The organism is Microvirga sp. VF16 (assembly GCF_016864375.1).
Lineage (GTDB): Bacteria > Pseudomonadota > Alphaproteobacteria > Rhizobiales > Beijerinckiaceae > Microvirga.
Genome location: NZ_CP069354.1, coordinates 1,706,149 through 1,724,416 on the forward strand (window position 1 = coordinate 1,706,149; position 18,268 = coordinate 1,724,416).

Sequence of the window (18,268 nt, forward strand, 5' to 3'; positions counted from 1 at the left end):
AGGCGCTGAGGATGGCCGGCCGATAATATCGGCCTCTTGACCATGTTCGTTATAAAGAACATAAAGGGATTAGCGAACACAATGCGGATCTGCCGATGGATGCAATCGATGCCAAGATCTTGGGGTTTCTGCAGGAGGATGCGAGCATCTCCGTGGCGGAGCTCGCCCAACGGGTGAACCTGTCTCAGACGCCCTGCTGGAAGCGGATCCAGCGGCTGGAGGCGTCCGGGGTCATCAAAAGGCGCGTGGCTCTTGTGGATCCGGAAAAGGTGGGCTTGAGCCTGACGGCCTTCGTGGCGGTCGAGGCCTATGACCATTCCGAGGTCTGGATGCAGCGGTTCGCGGATTTTGTCACGACGATCCCCGAGGTCATGGAAATCTATCGAATGGCCGGCGACGTGGACTACATCCTGCGTGTTGTCGTGCCCGATATGGCGGCCTACGACCTGTTCTATAAGCAACTCGTCAAGGCGATCCCGCTCAAGAACGTCACGTCGCGGTTTGCCATGGAGCGGATCAAGTCGACGACTGCATTCGTCCTGAAGTCCTAAACTCCCACGGTGTGCTCAGGAGCTGAACAGTTCCGGATGCTCGGCCTCGACCCGTGGTAAAGCGCGCAGGATTTCGGTGAGGTGCCGGCGCATGGCCTCCGCGGCGGCTTCCTCGTCGCGCGCATCGATAGCAGCCATGATGGCACGATGCTGATCGATCAATGGCAGCATCGCCTCCGGCCCGGGCAGGGTGAGCTGGCATACCCGGTCCATATGGGCCTTGATGTCCTGGACCGCTTCCCATGCAAGCGGGCAGCCGGCGCCTTCGGCAAGGGCGATGTGGAACAGCTCATCATAGCGCTGGAAGGCTGTATGGTCGTCCTTGCGGGCCGCCTGATCCTGCATCTCCAGAAGATCGTTGATCCGCTCCCGGCTCTGCTGATCGAACGATGAGCAGGCGCGGCGCACGACCGCCGTCTCGATGGCTTCCCGGACGAACCGGGCTTCCATCATCTTCCTCACTGAGATCTTGACGACCGTAGTGCCTCGCTGGGGCTGGATTTCCACCAGCCGCGTGCGTGCCAGGCCAATCAAGGCTTCCCGTACGGGTTGCCGCGAGACCCCGTGGCGCTCGGCGATGTCCTGCTCGGACAGGCGGCTCCCGGGTGGAAGTTCCAAAGCAATGATCAGGCGGCGCAACTCGTTCTCGATGCGCTGAGCCGCAGAGCCATGGCCGACAGGGAAGGGCGTGTTCACAACAGATCTCATTCTTTCGACGGGTTGCGTTATATATAAGTGCATACTACCATACAATAGTCGACCAGATAAGTCGCAAGGACGGCGTCTGGTCTCTCCTTTGGCGTATCCGATGCGTCAGGGGCGAAGAGTAAACCGGCGGAAAGTCGGGGAAACAACAAAACATCAGAGGAAGCCTAGGAGGACAACGATGTTGACGAAGAGAACTTTCGCAGCTGCTACCCTCGGTCTTTGGGCAGCGCTCATGAGCGGCACGGCATGGGCGCAGACGACCCTGCGCTCCGCCGATATCCATCCGGATGGATACCCGACCGTCGAGGCGGTCAAGTATTTCGGTTCTCTACTCGAGAAGAAGACGAATGGCCGATACAAGATCCAGGTTTTCCATTCGGCCCAGCTCGGCCAGGAAAAGGACACGATCGAACAGACCCGCTTCGGCGTGATCGACCTAAACCGCATCAATATGGGGCCGTTCAACAATCTCATTCCTGAAACCCTGGTTCCTTCGCTGCCCTTTATCTTCCGGTCGGTCGACCATATGCGCAAGACCATGGATGGTCCGGTCGGCGATCAGATCCTGAAGTCCTTCGAGCCGCACGGGCTCGTGGCGCTTGCCTTCTACGATTCGGGTGCGCGCTCCTTCTACAATTCCAAGCGCGCCATCAACACGCCCGCCGATCTTAAGGGCATGAAGGTGCGCGTGATCCAGTCCGATCTCTTCCTTGACATGGTGAATGCGCTCGGCGCCAACGCGACGCCGATGCCTCCGGGCGAGGTCTATTCAGCACTGCAGACCGGCGTGGTGGATGGGGCCGAAAACAACTGGCCGAGCTACGATTCCTTCCGTCACTTCGAGGTGGCGAAATTCTATTCGCTGACCGAGCACTCCATGTCGCCGGAGGTTCTGGTGATGTCGAAGAAGAGTTTCGACAAGATGTCGCCCGAAGACCAGAAGGCTGTGCGCGAAACGGCGAAGGAATCCGTCGCGAAGATGCGCGAGCTCTGGGAGGCGCGCGAGAAGGATGCCGAGAAGAAGATCCGCACGAACAACAATCAGATCAACAATGTCGACAAGCAGCCCTTCATCGATGCGATGAAGCCTGTCTACGAGAAATACGCCAAGGATGCGAAGGTGAAGGAGCTCGTCGCCCGCATCCAGGCGATGAACTGAGCCGCGCGACGGCAATATGCTACCGGATCGGCTCCAGCCGATCCGTCTCTTGCCTCACTGGAGACCTTTACCGATGCGCGCTGAACTTGCCGCGCTATCCCGCATTCTCGCCGTCGTCAATCGATTGGCTCTATGGACCGCCGGGATCGGCCTCATTCTTATGACCATCTTCGTTGGCTGGCAGGTGTTCGGTCGCTATGTGCTGAACCAATCGCCGAGCTGGACTGAGCCTGCCTCCCTGCTCCTCATGAGCTGGTTCATCCTATTGGGTTCCGCCGTAGGCGTGCGCGACGGCAATCATCTCGGCTTCGAGATCGCCCTCCACTATGCGCCGCAGGGCCTGCGCCAGATCATGCTCGCCGTCACGGAGGTGCTGGTAATGATCTTCGGCGGTGCCATGGCGTGGTACGGCACATCCCTGGCGGTCGAAACCTGGTCCGCGCTGATGCCGGGTATGCCGATCCCGCAGGGGTTCGACTACGTGCCTCTCGCCGTGGGCGGTGTTCTGATTGCTCTCTTTTCCCTTGAAAAGCTCGTTCGCCTGCTGCTCGTTGGCGAAGATGTCCCGATGGTGCGCGTGGACGAGCCCCATCTCGTTGCCGTGAAGGATTGATGTCATGGAGATCTGGATTCTCTTCGGCGTCTTCACGCTCCTGCTCATCATCGGCACGCCGGTTGCGTTCTGCCTTGGGATCGCATCGCTGGCCACCGTTCTTTACATGCAGCTGCCGCCAATTGTGGTGTTCCAGCAGCTCAACTCCGGCATGAACGCCTTTGCCATGATGGCGATCCCGTTCTTCATCTATGCCGGCGATCTCATGATGCGCGGCGGCATCGCCGATCGCCTGATCCGTCTGGCAGCTGGCTTGGTCGGTCATCTGCGCGGCGGGTTGGGACAGGTGAATGTCGTCGCCTCCACGCTCTTCGGCGGCATTTCCGGCTCGGCTATCGCGGATGCCTCCGCGATTGGCGGCATCATGATCCCGCAGATGGAGAAGCGGGGCTACGCGAAGGACTACAGCGTCAACGTGACGGTGAACGCCGCGATCATCGCGCTGCTCATCCCGCCGTCGCACAACATGATCATCTATTCGATCGCAGCCGGCGGCACGATCTCGGTGGCGGATCTGTTCACCGCGGGCATCATTCCCGGCTTTCTGCTGGCCGCGGCCTTGATGATCACGGCCTATGTGGTGGCTGTGCGGCGCGGCTATCCCGCCGATCCGTTCCCGGGCTTCCGGATGCTGGCCTATTTCTTCGTCTCGGCGATACCGGGCATCCTGCTCATCTTCATCATCTTCGGGGGCGTCCGCTCGGGCGTGTTCACGGCAACCGAGAGCTCGTGCATCGCCGTCGTCTACGCCCTTCTGGTCACACTCTTTGTCTATCGCGAGATGAACTGGGAAAGCTTTGTCGAGGCGACCCTCGGCGCCGTGCGTACCACGGCGATGGTTCTCCTCGTCATCGGCACCGCCAGTGCCTTCGGCTGGCTCATGGCCTTCCTGCAGGTGCCACAGGCCACCATCGCTCTCATGAAGACGGTGTCGGACAATCCCATCGTCGTTCTTCTGCTTATCAACATCATCCTGCTGGTGCTCGGCACCTTCATGGACATGGCGCCGATGACCATCATCTGCACGCCGATCTTCCTGCCGGTCATCAAAGCCTTCGGCATCGATCCTGTGCATTTCGGCGTGATCCTGATCCTCAACGCCGGCATCGGCCTCAACACCCCGCCGGTGGGTTCGGTGCTCTTCGTCGGCTGCGCGGTCGGCAAAATCACCATCGGCGAAGCCATGAAGACGATCTGGCCGTTCCTAGGCGCAAGCATCATGGTGCTGCTGCTCGTCACCTATATTCCCGGCCTGTCGCTCTGGCTTCCGGCCCTGTTCCGTTGATCGTTCCCGTTCAAAGAGGCACCCATGACCATCGACATCCGGCAGGTATGCCATCCGGAAGCCGTCCGCCATTTCAACACGGCCGAATTGCGCCGTCACTTTCTGATCGAGAGCCTCTTCGTTCCCGGTGAGGTTAAGCTGACCTACAGTCATATCGACCGGTTGGTGGTCGGCGGTGCGGCTCCAACTTCGAGAGCGGTCAAACTGGAGTCGCACAAGCAGATTGGCTCGCCCAATTTTCTGGACCGCCGCGAACTCGGCGTCGTTAATCTCGGCGGCCTGGGGCGCGTTCACACCGATGGCGAGGTCCATAATCTCGGGCCGCGCGATGCTCTATATGTGGCCATGGGCACGAAGGAGGTCCGGTTCGAGAGCCGCGATGCAGATACCCCGGCGAAATTCTATCTCGTCAGCACGCCGGCTCATGCCCGTTTCGAGACGGTGAAAATCGGCCTCGAAAGAGCCCGGCGTGTCGATCTCGGTGACGCCACGAACGGCAATGTCCGCACGATCTTCCAGATGATCCATCCGGAGGTTTGCCGCTCGGCCCAGCTCGTCCTCGGCATGACGCAGCTCAAGCCCGGCAGCATGTGGAATACCATGCCGGCGCACGTGCATGACCGCCGCTCGGAGGTCTATGTCTATTTCGACATGCAGCCCGACACGCGTGTGTTCCATTTCATGGGCGAGCCCAACGAGACGAAGCACCTCGTCGTCGCCAACGAGCAGGCGATCCTGTCTCCCGGTTGGTCCATCCATTCCGGTGTCGGAACCAGCAATTACACGTTCGTCTGGGCCATGGGTGGCGACAATCAGGATTTCACTGATATGGACATGGTGCCTATGGATGCATTGCGGTGAGGAGCCAGGAATGACGTTCTCGTTCGATCTGTCCGGCAAGAATGCGGTCGTCACTGGGGCCAACACCGGGCTCGGCCAGGCGATCGCTGGGGCATTGGCGCAAGCCGGAGCCTCCGTTGTCGGTGTTGGCCGCTCAAGCATGGATGAAACAGAGCGGCTGTGCCGCAAGGCCGGTGCTCGCTTTCACCCTGTCCAGGCCGATTTGTCGAGTCTCGAGCCCATCGAGCGCATCGTCGCTGAGGCCATATCGGCCTGCGGGCGCATCGACATTCTGGTTAACAATGCCGGGATCATCCGCCGTGCCGATGCCATCGACTTCACGGAGCAGGATTGGGACGACGTGATGAACGTCAATCTCAAATCCACCTTCTTCCTATCTCAGGCCGTGGCGCGCAGGATGTTGACGGATGAGGGGGGCGGCAAGATCATCAACATCGCCTCGCTCCTGTCCTTCCAGGGTGGCATCCGCATTCCGTCCTACACAGCTAGCAAGAGCGGACTAGCCGGCCTCACGCGGCTGCTGGCCTGCGAATGGGCGGCCAAGGGCATCAACGTGAATGCCATCGCGCCCGGCTACTTCGTGACCAACAACACCGAGGCGCTTCGCAACGACCCGAAACGGAGCAGCGAGATCTTGGGCAGGATTCCGGCAGGGCGCTGGGGCGAGCCGACCGATCTCGGTGGCGCTGCCGTCTTCCTGGCATCATCTGCCGCAAACTACATCCACGGCATCGTTCTGCCCGTGGATGGCGGTTGGCTTGCCCGCTGACAATTTCTGGAGGAACCCTATGAACCGAATTGACCAACCCTTCGCCTTCGACAGCGACGTCGAGTGGGAGCCCGCGGGCGAAGGTATCCACCGCAAGATCCTGACCTACAATGCGGAGGTGATGATGGTTCGCGTGGATTTTCAGGCGGGTGCCATCGGCACGCCTCACTCGCATCCGCACATCCAGTGTAGTCTTGTCGAGGCTGGTGTCTTTGACATCACCATTGCGGGGCGCACAGAGCGTCTCAAGCGGGGGGATAGCTTTCTCATCCCACCGAATGCAGTTCATGGTGCGGTCGCCATTGAAGCTGGCATGCTCCTCGACGTGTTCACGCCGATGCGAGAAGATTTCGTTGGCCTTAAGCCCTGAAGCCGATCGACATTTTCCAATCGTTCAAGCCGCATCTCCCGATGCGGCTTGATTTGTTCATGCTTTGTGTGCCCTGGCTCTTATCTTATGTAATTGACGTTGCGTCATGGAGTGGGCGCGAGGCAGTCCTAAAAGCCTGCTTATTCTCGCCCATATGGCCCGATAGCCCGCATATTCATTTTGATGCTTTGTTTCATTTTCGACTGTGGCCGATAAAATTTGCTCCCGTCTCGGAACTCCGGGTCTTGAAATGCGTTAAACGGGGTCGAATTCCATCTGAAGACGAACAAGGTAGCTTTTGGGACGTCGACACATGGGGATCCAGGCGCGAGTAAGCCTGGGACAGCGTAACGGGGGGCCTTATGTCACAAGTCGAAACCGTCAATTCGCAGCTTGATCCCAAGCTGCTCCTCAAGACATTGCGCGCCTTTCGGAAAGGCGATTTCTCGATCCGCCTGCCATCGGATCTGACCGGCATCGACGGCGAGATTGCAGAAGCTTTCAACGACATCGCCGATTTGAATCAAGGCCTCGCGCAAGAACTTGAGCGCGTCGCCAAGGTCGTCGGCAAAGAGGGACGGATCGAGGAGCGCGGGCGTCTCGCCGGGGCGACCGGCTGCTGGAGTGAGTGCGTCGATTCCGTTAATGCCATGATCGGCGATATCGTACAGCCGACTGTCGAAGTCGCACGGGTCATCGGCGCTGTCGCGAAAGGCGACTTGAGCCAGACGATCGATCTCGCGACGGATGGTCGCCCGCTCCGGGGCGAGTTCCTGCGCATCGGCAAAGTGGTCAACACCATGGTCGGGCAGCTCGGAAGCTTTGCCTCGGAGGTAACCCGCGTGGCCCGCGAAGTGGGCTCGGAAGGTAAGCTTGGTGGACAAGCGAAGGTCAAAGGTGTTGCCGGCACTTGGAAGGACCTGACCGAGAACGTAAACCTGATGGCGGCGAACCTCACCGATCAGGTGCGTAACATCGCCGAGGTCACGACCGCGGTCGCGAACGGCGATTTGTCGAAGAAGATCACCGTCGATGTGAAAGGCGAGATTCTGGAGCTGAAGGACACCATCAACACGATGGTCGATCAGCTGAACTCCTTCGCCTCGGAAGTGACGCGTGTGGCGAAGGAAGTCGGCTCGGAAGGCAAGCTGGGTGGGCAGGCTCAGGTGCGCGGCGTCGGCGGCGTCTGGAAGGACCTGACCGAGAACGTAAACATGATGGCGGCGAACCTCACCGGTCAGGTGCGCAATATCGCGGAAGTGACCACGGCCGTCGCACGGGGCGACCTCTCTAAGAAGATTACCGTCGATGTGAAGGGCGAGATCCTGGCTCTCAAGTCCACCATCAACACGATGGTCGATCAGCTCAATTCTTTCGCCTCGGAAGTGACCCGCGTCGCAAAAGAGGTGGGATCGGAAGGGAAGCTGGGTGGTCAGGCACAGGTCGAAGGTGTCGGCGGTGTTTGGCGTGATCTGACTGAGAACGTGAACATGATGGGCTCGAACCTCACCGCGCAGGTTCGTAACATTGCGGAGGTGACGACTGCGGTCGCGAATGGCGATTTGTCCAAAAAAATCACCGTCGAAGTCCGCGGCGAGATTCTGGAACTGAAGAACACCATCAACACGATGGTGGACCAGCTGAACTCCTTCGCCTCCGAGGTGACGCGTGTTGCTAAGGAAGTCGGATCGGAAGGCAAGCTTGGTGGCCAGGCGCAGGTTCGTGGCGTCGCCGGCACTTGGAAGGACCTGACCGACAACGTGAACCTGATGGCGGCGAACCTCACCGGCCAGGTGCGTAACATCGCCGAGGTCACGACCGCGGTTGCGAACGGCGACCTGTCGAAGAAAATCACCGTGGAGGTACGAGGCGAGATCCTGGAACTCAAGTCCACAATTAATACGATGGTCGATCAGCTCAACTCCTTCGCGGGCGAGGTGACGCGTGTGGCGAAGGAAGTGGGTTCGGAAGGCAAGCTCGGTGGTCAAGCCCGGGTTGAAGGCGTTGCCGGCACCTGGAAGGACCTGACCGACAACGTGAACCTGATGGCGGCGAACCTCACCGGTCAGGTGCGTAACATCGCCGAGGTCACGACCGCGGTTGCGAATGGCGATTTGTCGAAGAAGATCACCGTGGATGTGCGCGGTGAAATCCTGGAGCTGAAATCGACCATCAACACCATGGTGGACCAGCTGAACTCCTTCGCCGGCGAAGTGACGCGTGTGGCGCGTGAGGTGGGCACGGAAGGAAAGTTGGGTGGTCAGGCCCAGGTTCGCGGTGTCGGCGGTGTGTGGAAAGACCTCACCGACAATGTGAACATGATGGCGGCCAATCTGACCGGCCAGGTGCGTAACATCGCGGAAGTCACGACTGCTGTGGCTAATGGCGACCTTTCCAAGAAAATCACTGTCGCGGTCGAGGGTGAAATCCTTGAGCTGAAATCCACGATCAATACCATGGTGGATCAGCTCAATTCGTTCGCCGGCGAGGTGACCCGTGTGGCCCGCGAAGTGGGTACCGAAGGTAAACTTGGTGGACAGGCCCAGGTGCGCGGCGTCGGTGGCGTCTGGAAGGATCTCACCGATAACGTGAACATGATGGCCGCCAATCTCACCGGCCAAGTTCGTAACATCGCGGAGGTGACCACTGCGGTCGCGAACGGGGATCTCTCGAAGAAGATCACCGTAGATGTGCGCGGCGAAATTCTGGAGCTGAAATCGACCATCAATACCATGGTGGACCAGCTGAACTCTTTTGCCTCGGAAGTGACACGTGTGGCCCGCGAAGTGGGCATCGAAGGCAAGCTTGGTGGCCAAGCGCAGGTTCGTGGCGTCGCCGGCACCTGGAAGGACCTGACCGACAATGTGAATATGATGGCGAACAACCTCACCGGTCAGGTGCGGGGCATCGCCAGCGTCGTGACCGCGGTCGCCGAAGGCGATCTCAAGCGTAAGCTGATTGTGGACGCAAAGGGCGAGATCGCAGCCCTCGCCGAAACCATCAATGAAATGATCGACACTCTGGCGACCTTTGCCGATCAGGTGACGAACGTCGCTCGCGAAGTGGGCGTCGAAGGCAAGCTCGGTGGACAGGCGAGGGTGCCGGGTGCTGCCGGCCTGTGGCGCGACCTCACGGACAATGTGAACCAACTTGCCGCCAATCTGACTACCCAGGTGCGAGCCATTGCCGACGTGGCCACCGCCGTGACCAAGGGCGATCTGACACGATCGATTTCGGTGGAAGCCTCGGGCGAGCTGGCCTCGCTCAAGGACAATGTCAACGAGATGATTCGCAACCTGCGCGATACGACGCTCAAAAATGCGGAGCAGGATTGGCTGAAAACCAACCTTGCCAAGTTCACCCGCATGCTGCAGGGCGAGCGCGATCTCACCACTGTGTCGAACATGATCCTGTCGGAGATCGCGCCTCTCGTGAATGCGCAGCAGGGTGTGTTCTATACCGCCGAACGCGACGGCAGCGAGCCCGTGCTGGAGATGGTAGCCTCCTATGCCTTCACGGAAAGAAAGCATCTCAACAACCGCTTCCGTCTCCGCGAAGGCTTGGTTGGCCAAGTCGCATACGAGAAGAAGCGGATCCTACTCACCAATGTACCGGGCGACTACATTACCATCAGTTCGGCTCTCGGCGAGGCCTCGCCGCTCAATATCATCGTGCTGCCCGTCCTATTCGAACAGGAAGTGAAGGCGGTGATCGAGCTTGCCTCGTTCAGCCGGTTTTCGGAAACACATCAATCCTTCCTCGAGCAGCTCACCGAGTCGATCGGTATCGTCCTGAATACGATAGCGGCAAACATGCGGACAGAGGGCCTGCTGAAGCAATCCCAGCTTCTGACAACCGAGCTGCAGAGCCAGCAGGAGGAGTTGAGAAACACCAACGACCGGCTGGAGCAGCAAGCTGCAACGCTACGTCAGTCGGAAGAGCTCCTGCGGCAGCAGCAGGAAGCGCTGCAGAAGACGAACGAGGAGCTTGAGGACAAGGCGCGACTGCTTGAGCTCCAGAAGAGGGAAGTCGAGGCGAAGAACCAGGAGGTCTCTATCGCCAAGACGGCCCTAGAGGAAAAAGCCGAGCAGCTCTCGCTGACATCGCGCTACAAGTCGCAGTTCCTGGCCAATATGAGCCACGAGCTGAGGACACCGCTGAACTCGCTCCTTATTCTCTCGAAGCTGCTAACCGAGAATTCAGACGGTAATCTGACCGACAAGCAGAGGGAGTTCGCCAAGACGATCCACGCGGCAGGTTCAGATCTTCTCTCGCTTATCAATGATATTCTAGACCTGTCGAAGATCGAGTCCGGAACAGTTAGCCTGGAAGTATCGAGTGTCGGATTCAAGGATCTCGTCGAAAATATGGAGAGAACCTTCCGCCAGGTTGCGGAAGAGAGAAAGCTCGAGTTCCATGTGGAGGTCGATCCGAAACTGCCACCGGCAATCAGGACGGATTCGAAGCGCTTGCAGCAGGTGCTTCGCAACTTGCTGTCTAACGCTTTCAAATTCACGGAGCGTGGGGGGGTCACGTTGCAGATCGGCTCGGCTGAGGGAACGCCGCTGCGAGCCGGCAGCCAGTGGATCGCCATGTCGGTGACCGACACTGGCATTGGCATTCCGGAAGAGAAGCAACGCATCATATTCGAGGCCTTCCAGCAAGCGGACGGGACGACGAGCCGGAAATATGGCGGCACAGGTCTCGGCCTATCGATCAGCCGTGAAATCGCCCGGCTGCTCGGTGGTGAGATCGTGGTGTCAAGCACGCCGGGAAGCGGTTCGACTTTCACCATCTTCGTCCCGGTCGAGCCGCCGGCCAGCCATGGCATCGCAGGATCGGGAACCCTTGCGAAGCCAAATGGCGATGGTGCGGGACAGTATGCCGGCTCCGACGACTCGACAGGGTCGATGATCCGTCAGCCGTCCGCCGCAATGGCGCTGTCGGCTTCACTCGATGATCGCCATGCGATCACGAGCGGTGACCGGGTCGTTCTCATCATCGAGGATGACGCCATGTTCGCATCGGTGCTGCTTGAGCTTGCTCGAGAGGAAGGCTTCAGGGGATTGATCGCCATGGACGGTGCCTCGGCGCTCGCCCTCGCACATCGCTACAAGCCGCATGCTGTCACTCTCGATATCGGACTTCCCGATATGGACGGCTGGGCGCTCCTCGATCTTTTGAAGCATGACCCGAGAACCCGGCATGTGCCAATCCACGTGATCTCAGTCGATGACCAGAAGAAGCGCGGTCTCAAGGCTGGCGCCTTCGGCTTCTTGGAGAAGCCAGTCGACCGGGAGGCGCTCATGGGAGCGCTCAACCGCACGAAGGAGTTCATCGATCGACCTGTGAAGAAGCTTCTTCTCGTGGAAGATGACGACAACCAGCGCATGAGCTTGTCAGAACTCATGAAGAGCGAACAGGTTGATGTTACGGCAGTCGGGACGGCTGAGAGTGCATTGGAGGTTATTCAAGTCCGCCAATTCGATTGCGCCGTCATCGATCTCGGCCTGCCGGATCTCCCCGGGACAGAACTCATTGAACGCATCCGCAAGATCAAAGGCAGTGAGGAACTGCCAATCGTCATCTATACGGGTCAGGACCTGACAAAGGCCGAGGAGCGTAGGCTACAAGGCATCGCCGCGACGCTCATCGTCAAAGGCGAGGGTTCATCCGAGCGCCTCCTCAATGATACGGCTCTGTTCCTGCACCGGACGATCAGTGCTCTTCCCGAGGAGAAACACATCATTGTCGAGAGGCCAGCCGATGGATCCCTCGAAGGGCGGAAGGTGCTGATTGTCGACGACGATATGCGCAACATCTTTTCACTGACCAGCGCACTGGAACAGCATGGGATTTCGGTTCTCTTTGCTGAAAATGGCTTGGAAGGCATTGAGATGCTGAAAGCCAATCCGGATGTCGATGTCGCCTTGGTCGATATCATGATGCCGGAGATGGACGGCTATGAGACCATGCGGGAAATCAGGAACATTCCGCGTTACCGTGAGCTCCCTCTGGTGGCGGTCACGGCGAAGGCCATGAAGGGGGATCGCGAGAAGTGCCTTGAGGCGGGAGCGACCGATTATGTGTCGAAGCCCGTCGACATCGATCAACTTCTTGCGGTCTTGCGCGTTCAACTCAGTCGAAGCACATATAATCCGGATGGGCACGTGGTTCCCAATGGTGCGGCAGAGACCGGGCTAAACTCATGACGGACGATCTGAGGCAAGGCGAAGCGGGCCTGAACTTGGATGATTTTCATCTGGTCTCGGCCCGCCCGCTGGCGGATCCGATCCCCGCCAAGATATTGGTGGTCGATGACGACCCGAGAAACCTTGTAGCCGTCGAGGAGGTGCTCCGGTCTCCCGGTGTGGAGATCGTGACCGCCGATTCCGGTGAGAGCGCTTTGCGCCATGTTTTGAAGGATGACTTCGCCGTCATTCTTCTCGATGTACAAATGCCGCGCCTCGACGGGTACGAGGTTGCCAGCCTGATCAGGAACCGGCCGCGTTCCTCGCGAGTGCCGATACTGTTTCTGACCGCCTTCAACAAGGACGACATGCATGTCTTCAAGGGGTATTCGGCCGGTGCCGTCGACTATGTCTTCAAACCCATCGAGCCCTTGATCCTCAGATCCAAGGTCGACATTTTCGTCGATCTTTATCGCAAGACGGAGGAGATCCGCCGGCAGGCGGAGCAGGAGCGCCGCTTGTTGATGGACAACCTTCATGTCCGAAGCGAGAAGCTGAAAGCCGAGCAAGCCCTGCGCCGCCGCGAGGAGCATCAGTCGATCATCCTCCAGTCGTTGCCGATTGCATTGTACACGGCGTCCGTTGAGGAGGATCATCGGCAGCTTCATTTTACCAATGAGAGTATCGAACGCATTACAGGTTTCCGGCCGGGAGCTTTCCTCGAGCGTCCCGATTTCTGGTCGTCTCGGATCAACCTGGACGATAGGGAACGCGTGCTGCTCCAGCTGAGGCGGTTGGAGGAAGAGGGATCCGTCAATCTCGAGTATCGCTGGCGGTGCGCCGATGGCGTTGAAAGACATTTCCTCGATCAGACGGTTCTCATGAGAGATGAAGACGGCCGCCCACGCGAATTCTTCGGGATGTGGTTCGATATCACCGAGAGCAAACAGATGGAGCAGAACCTGCTCCATGCCAGCAAGCTTGAAGCTGTCGGGCGCCTGACCGGCGGAATTGCCCACGATTTCAACAATATGCTGAGCGTCGTCATCGGCAATCTCGATCTCCTGAAGAAGTCCATTCAAGGGAATGAGAAGGCCGAGCGGCGGGTACGGATGGCGTTGGAGAGCGCTCAGCACTGTGCCGATCTCACCTATCGACTGCTGACTTTCTCACGACGCCAGGCATTGCAGGTATCAACGATCGACGTGACGAGCGTGATGCCGAGCCTGCTGGAACTGATGCGCAGAACGCTTGGCGAGCATATCAATGCGAGCTTGCAGTCAAGCGACAATATATGGCCAATTCAAGTTGACCGTGCGCAGTTTGAAGCAGCTCTTCTGAACCTCGCAGTCAATGCGCGCGATGCGATGCCCGATGGCGGCGATCTGACGATCAGTCTCGAAAACCAATTTATTGAGGAGGGACGATCCGCACCCAGCGGAGAATTCGTCGTGATCTCCGTGACCGATACCGGGATCGGCATGGCGCCTGAGGTGCTGGAGAAGGTTTTCGAACCCTTCTTCACCACCAAGGAAAGTGGAAAAGGTACCGGCTTGGGACTTAGCATGGTCTATGGTTTTGTTCAGCAATGCCATGGCCATGTGGAGGTCGAGAGCGTGCCGAACGTGGGTACGACGATCCGTATTTTCCTGCCCCGCTCCTATGAAGCTGCAGAAAGTGCTTCCGAGAATCAATCAGCCGTTGCTCATCCCTTCGGAGAAGGGCACACGGTGCTTGTCGTTGAGGACAATCCAGCCGTTCGCCAGGTGGCGCTCTCCACCCTTCATTCCCTCGGCTTCAAGGTGCTGGAAGCCGAGACAGGCGATGAGGCCGCTGAACTCCTGAAGACGAGGAATGATATCAATCTTGTTCTCTCCGACGTGAGAATGCCCGGAGAGCTCAGCGGTGTCGACTTGGCTCGTCTCATTCAACACGAGCGACCGGAAATTCAAGTTCTCCTGACCACCGGTTATTTCGATGGGGAAGGTAAGCTCGAAGATCTCAATCTTCTCTACAAGCCATATCGCGCAACGGATCTTGCAGAAAGGATCCAGTCCCTGATGAAGCTTCCGAGATCCGTGGAATTTGAGAACACGGCGACGCACCGGACCGCGGCCGTTGCATAGCCTCTCTGCAATATTGTGTGGAAAGGGGCATCGGGTTTCGAATGACCGGGATTTTAGATCTCGGTCATTATCAATCTCAGAGTGGAACTCTCTTACTCTCTCACGATATGTCAAGAAGCGACATTAGAGATGATTCTACTCTCATGGAATCATCTCCTTCGCTTTGTCGCATTTCTTGGGAGTGAACCAGATCGACTTCGCCAAGAATGATCTAGAGATCAGCGCAGAGACTATCCCTGCCATCGCACCAGGCGGTATAGAAGTCGCCAGTGCGATCCAGAACGAAAACAGTCGGCTTACTCGACATGGCCGACCAGCAGGCTGATTCGACGGCGAATTTCAAAGCCTTTGCACGAAAATGGAACGAGCCGAGATCCCGGCCGAATTGAGAAACCGTCCAACGATTATGCTTGAAAGTAACGCAGTACGCTCCGTGGGGCATGAAGCACCTCCCAAGTAGCTTTTCTGGCAAATCACAGCTGCAGTTGCTAACCATCCTAAAGGGAGAAGGCAACCACGAATGACGATTTATGGTTCAAGGATTAAGGATCGGTTTCACGGTTGATTCAGAGTGACGCCGTAACGCCGCCATCCACATAGAGGATCTGTCCATTGACGAAGTTCGAGTCATCTGAGGCAAGAAAAATCGCTGCTCCAATTGGGTCCTCTATCTCGCCCCAGCGCCGTGATGGGGTTCGCGCAATCAGCCAGTCCGAGAACGTCGTGTCATGGACAAGGGCTCGATTGAGTTCCGTCTTGAAGTAGCCAGGTCCGATGCCATTGACCTGAAGACCGCACTTACCCCAGTCGATCGCCATGCCTTCCTTGATCTCCATCGGATTCCGGAGCCAAAGTCGCTCTTAGAGGACGCGTCCTGGATTGAGGATGCCCACCGGATCGAGTGTCTGCTTCATCTTTGCCATCAAGGCGAGTTCGGGCTCCGTTCGGCTCAATGGGAGATAAGGACGCTTGATGCGTCCGATTCCGTGTTCCGCGGAGATAGATCCACCGAGCTTGGAGACGAGGTCGTAGACGAGACCCTGAACGCCCTTCTTGATGGTGTCGTTCATGTCGCGGATTGCCACGTTGATGTGAATATTGCTGTCAGCCACGTGTCCGAAGACGACATATACGGCATCCGGCCATTGTTTCGGCATTTCCTGACGCAGATGGGCGACGGCTGCGGTCATACGGTCCAGGGGTACACTGACATCGAAGCGGATCTCCTCCGGCAGGAAACGTCCATATTCGTAGGGTGTTTCCCGATAGGCCCAGAACCGGTTCCTATCAGCACGGGACTGAGCGACCACGGCATCCTTGATAAGGTTCTCCTCGTAAAACTCGCTGAGAAGCAGAGAGAAGGTTTCCGTTCCTTCCGGATCTGCTCCCATATCGGCCTCGATCAGGAGCGTCACATCGTGCTCCGCGTCGAAAGCAGGTGGAAGGCCACAGATCTGGGTCGCAACCGTCATGAATTCCCGCCACATGGCCTCGAAGACAAGCAGGCGTCCGGGATGAGCCTGCTGGAACCGGCGCAGGACGACGAGAGCGTCCTCAAAGCTGCTGGCCGCACAAAGAGCTGTCTGCAGCCCCTGGGGTTTGGGGTGCAAGCCGATGACGACCTTCGTGATGACGCCGAGCGTTCCTTCGCTGCCGATGAAGAGTTGCGTCCAATCGTATCCGGCATTGTTCTTCAACATCTTGTTGAGTGAGCGAACCACGGTGCCATCAGCAAGCACGACTTCGAGGCCAAGGGTATTGCGGCGAGCCATACCGTAGCGCAGCACCTGATTGCCGCCTGCGTTGGTCGCGATGTTGCCGCCGATCGTGCAGGTTCCGCGGGCACCGAGATCGATTCCGCACAGAAAGCCTGCGTCGTCCGCTGCCTGCTGGATGACTGCGAGTGGGGTTCCTGCGAGAGCGGTGAGTGTCGCGCTTGCCGCGTCGATCTCTTCAATCCCGTTCATCCGCTCCAGGGATAGCGCAACCTCTCCGGCTTGCGGATGGGCACCACCAGCCAATCCTGTCAGCCCCCCTTGCGTCACGACAGATTGGCGATGCTCATGACAGATCCTCAACGCCTTTGAGATATCCTCAGTGGTCTGGGGCAGAATCAAGGCTTGAGGGATTGTCGGCAGGAGTCCGCTGGCATCGGCATGATTGCGGGAGGGAATGTCTGCCCCGATTCGGACCTGAGATCCCAGGGCTGCCACAAGGGCGTCGATCACGTTGCTCATGGTGTTCTAACTTGAACTGTGGGGAGGGCTTGGCTTGCTATGGCTCAGTGGTCAGCCTGACGATTGCATCTGGTCTCTTCCAAAGATCCGGCAGCAACTCCAGTCCGAGACCTGGCTTCATGTTCACCGTGACCTCTCCGCTCGTGACGGTCGGTAGCTCCGTCACGAGTTCGGTGTACCAACCCGTGTAAAAGGCCCGGACGCTCTCCTGAATCAAGGCATTCCGTGCATGCAGCGAGAAGTGACACGATGCGGCGTAAACCACGGGGCCTGTGCAGTCGTGAGGCGCGACAGGGACATGCCAGGCTTCCGCTAGTGCCGCGATCTTACGCGCCTCCGTCAGGCCGCCGCACCAGGACAGATCGAGCATGGCGACACCGGCAACGCCGGTCTCGAGGTATTCGCGGAAGGCGTGGGTGTAGGAAAGGGTTTCCGAAGCACAGACCCAGGCTTTCGAATGCTGCGCGTACTCCTTGAGGTCGCCGATATTGTCGAGACGGAAGGGATCCTCGTGCCAGTAGGTGTCGAACTCGGCGAGGGCCGAGGCAAGCTTCTTGGCCATCGGCAGGCTCCACAGGGAGTGGAACTCGACCATAATGTCCATCTTGTCCCCGACGGCCTTACGGATCTTGGCAAACGGCTCAAGCGCGGTCCGAAGTTCATCGGGCGAGATATCGTATCCGTGGCTGCGCTCCGCGGCGAGATCGAAGGGCCATATCTTCATGCCCGTGATCCCCTGCTCAAGCAGGGAATGAGCCAGATCGTCCGCGCGGTACAGAAATGCATCCAGGTCTTCGTATGCTCCTTCCGTGCCGCCGATGCCCCAATTGGCGACTTTCTGAGCGCGGCTGTCGCGAATATACCTGTAGCCGGCGCAGGTGTTGTAAACCCGTATCTTGTCCCGCGAGCGGCCTCCCAGCATATCGCAGACGGGTTTGCCGTGAGCTTTACCGAAAAGATCCCATAAGGCGATGTCGATAGCTGAATTGCCCCGAGTTTCGACGCCTGCGGAACGCCAGCCCAGATAATTCTGAAGATCGCGGTTGATGCCTTCAATCTGAAGAGGATCGCGCCCGATCAGCTTCGCCGCGACCGTCTCGTGAATATACGCCTCCACGGCAGCAGCGCCCATGAATGTCTCGCCAAGCCCGACAAGTCCTTCATCGGTGTGAAGGCGGATCCAGACGATGTTTGCAAATTCCTGGAGACGGATTGTTTCCACGCTTGTGATCTTCATGGGGTCCTCGTTGCGGCTACGCCCTCGTCAGTGAGGGTAGGGGCAAAACGGAACGATAGTCTGTTCGGTGAGACGCCGTCACTTCACACCGATATCCACGGAAATAGTCAGCCCGAGCAGCTATTCATAAGTCTAATATGAAACAAAGATGCAATTTGACT

The 18,268-nt window shown here is 58.3% G+C and carries 12 protein-coding genes and 1 pseudogene; 9 read left to right on the forward strand and 4 right to left on the reverse strand.

The window, feature by feature from the left end:
- Positions 1-95 precede the first annotated feature (95 nt).
- Positions 96-551 carry an Lrp/AsnC family transcriptional regulator gene (locus JO965_RS08095; RefSeq protein WP_203443170.1) on the forward strand — a complete coding sequence of 152 codons (456 nt, stop codon included), beginning with the start codon at positions 96-98 and terminating at the stop codon, positions 549-551.
- A gap of 15 nt (positions 552-566) precedes the next feature.
- Here the strand turns inward: JO965_RS08095 and JO965_RS08100 are convergent, their stop codons facing one another.
- Entirely contained in the window at positions 567-1,247 is a 681-nt protein-coding gene (locus JO965_RS08100; RefSeq protein ID WP_246776776.1) for a GntR family transcriptional regulator, read from the reverse strand.
- Positions 1,248-1,437: 190 nt separating this feature from the next.
- On the opposite strand from JO965_RS08100, the gene JO965_RS08105 reads away from it, so the two are divergent.
- The 8 genes from JO965_RS08105 (at position 1,438) to JO965_RS08140 (ending at position 14,633) form a co-directional block, all read left to right on the forward strand.
- On the forward strand, positions 1,438-2,418 hold the full coding sequence (locus JO965_RS08105) for a TRAP transporter substrate-binding protein (protein WP_203443172.1): 981 nt from the start codon (positions 1,438-1,440) through the stop codon (positions 2,416-2,418).
- 73 nt (positions 2,419-2,491) lie between these two features.
- The gene (locus JO965_RS08110) at positions 2,492-3,031 is read left to right on the forward strand and encodes a TRAP transporter small permease (RefSeq protein WP_203443173.1); all 540 of its coding nucleotides are present in this window, start codon (positions 2,492-2,494) and stop codon (positions 3,029-3,031) included.
- A 4-nt stretch (positions 3,032-3,035) separates the two neighbouring features.
- Complete coding sequence (locus JO965_RS08115; RefSeq protein ID WP_203443174.1) at positions 3,036-4,316, forward strand: TRAP transporter large permease; 1,281 nt, start codon at positions 3,036-3,038, stop codon at positions 4,314-4,316.
- Between the two features lie 24 nt (positions 4,317-4,340).
- Complete coding sequence (gene kduI, locus JO965_RS08120; protein WP_203443175.1) at positions 4,341-5,177, forward strand: 5-dehydro-4-deoxy-D-glucuronate isomerase; 837 nt, start codon at positions 4,341-4,343, stop codon at positions 5,175-5,177.
- A gap of 10 nt (positions 5,178-5,187) precedes the next feature.
- Positions 5,188-5,946, forward strand: a complete 759-nt coding sequence (kduD, locus tag JO965_RS08125; protein ID WP_203443176.1) for a 2-dehydro-3-deoxy-D-gluconate 5-dehydrogenase KduD — start codon at positions 5,188-5,190, stop codon at positions 5,944-5,946.
- Between the two features lie 19 nt (positions 5,947-5,965).
- Positions 5,966-6,316, forward strand: coding sequence for a cupin domain-containing protein (locus JO965_RS08130; RefSeq protein ID WP_203443177.1), 351 nt, complete (start codon positions 5,966-5,968; stop codon positions 6,314-6,316).
- Between the two features lie 362 nt (positions 6,317-6,678).
- Positions 6,679-12,528: a HAMP domain-containing protein gene (locus tag JO965_RS08135; RefSeq protein ID WP_203443178.1), complete on the forward strand. Its 5,850-nt coding sequence runs from the start codon at positions 6,679-6,681 to the stop codon at positions 12,526-12,528.
- Complete coding sequence (locus JO965_RS08140; protein ID WP_203443179.1) at positions 12,525-14,633, forward strand: response regulator; 2,109 nt, start codon at positions 12,525-12,527, stop codon at positions 14,631-14,633. The genes JO965_RS08135 and JO965_RS08140 overlap by 4 nt, the downstream gene beginning before the upstream one ends.
- Before the next feature lie 566 nt (positions 14,634-15,199).
- Here JO965_RS08140 and JO965_RS08145 read toward each other — a convergent pair.
- The 3 genes and pseudogenes from JO965_RS08145 to JO965_RS08155 all read right to left on the reverse strand — a co-directional run.
- A pseudogene (locus tag JO965_RS08145) lies at positions 15,200-15,463 on the reverse strand (SDR family oxidoreductase); the annotation flags it as partial.
- Between the two features lie 30 nt (positions 15,464-15,493).
- Positions 15,494-16,870 (reverse strand): FAD-binding oxidoreductase, encoded by a 1,377-nt coding sequence (locus JO965_RS08150; RefSeq protein WP_203443180.1) that lies wholly within the window; start codon positions 16,868-16,870, stop codon positions 15,494-15,496.
- Positions 16,871-16,907: 37 nt separating this feature from the next.
- On the reverse strand, positions 16,908-18,107 hold the full coding sequence (locus JO965_RS08155) for a mandelate racemase/muconate lactonizing enzyme family protein (protein ID WP_203443181.1): 1,200 nt from the start codon (positions 18,105-18,107) through the stop codon (positions 16,908-16,910).
- Positions 18,108-18,268 lie beyond the last annotated feature (161 nt).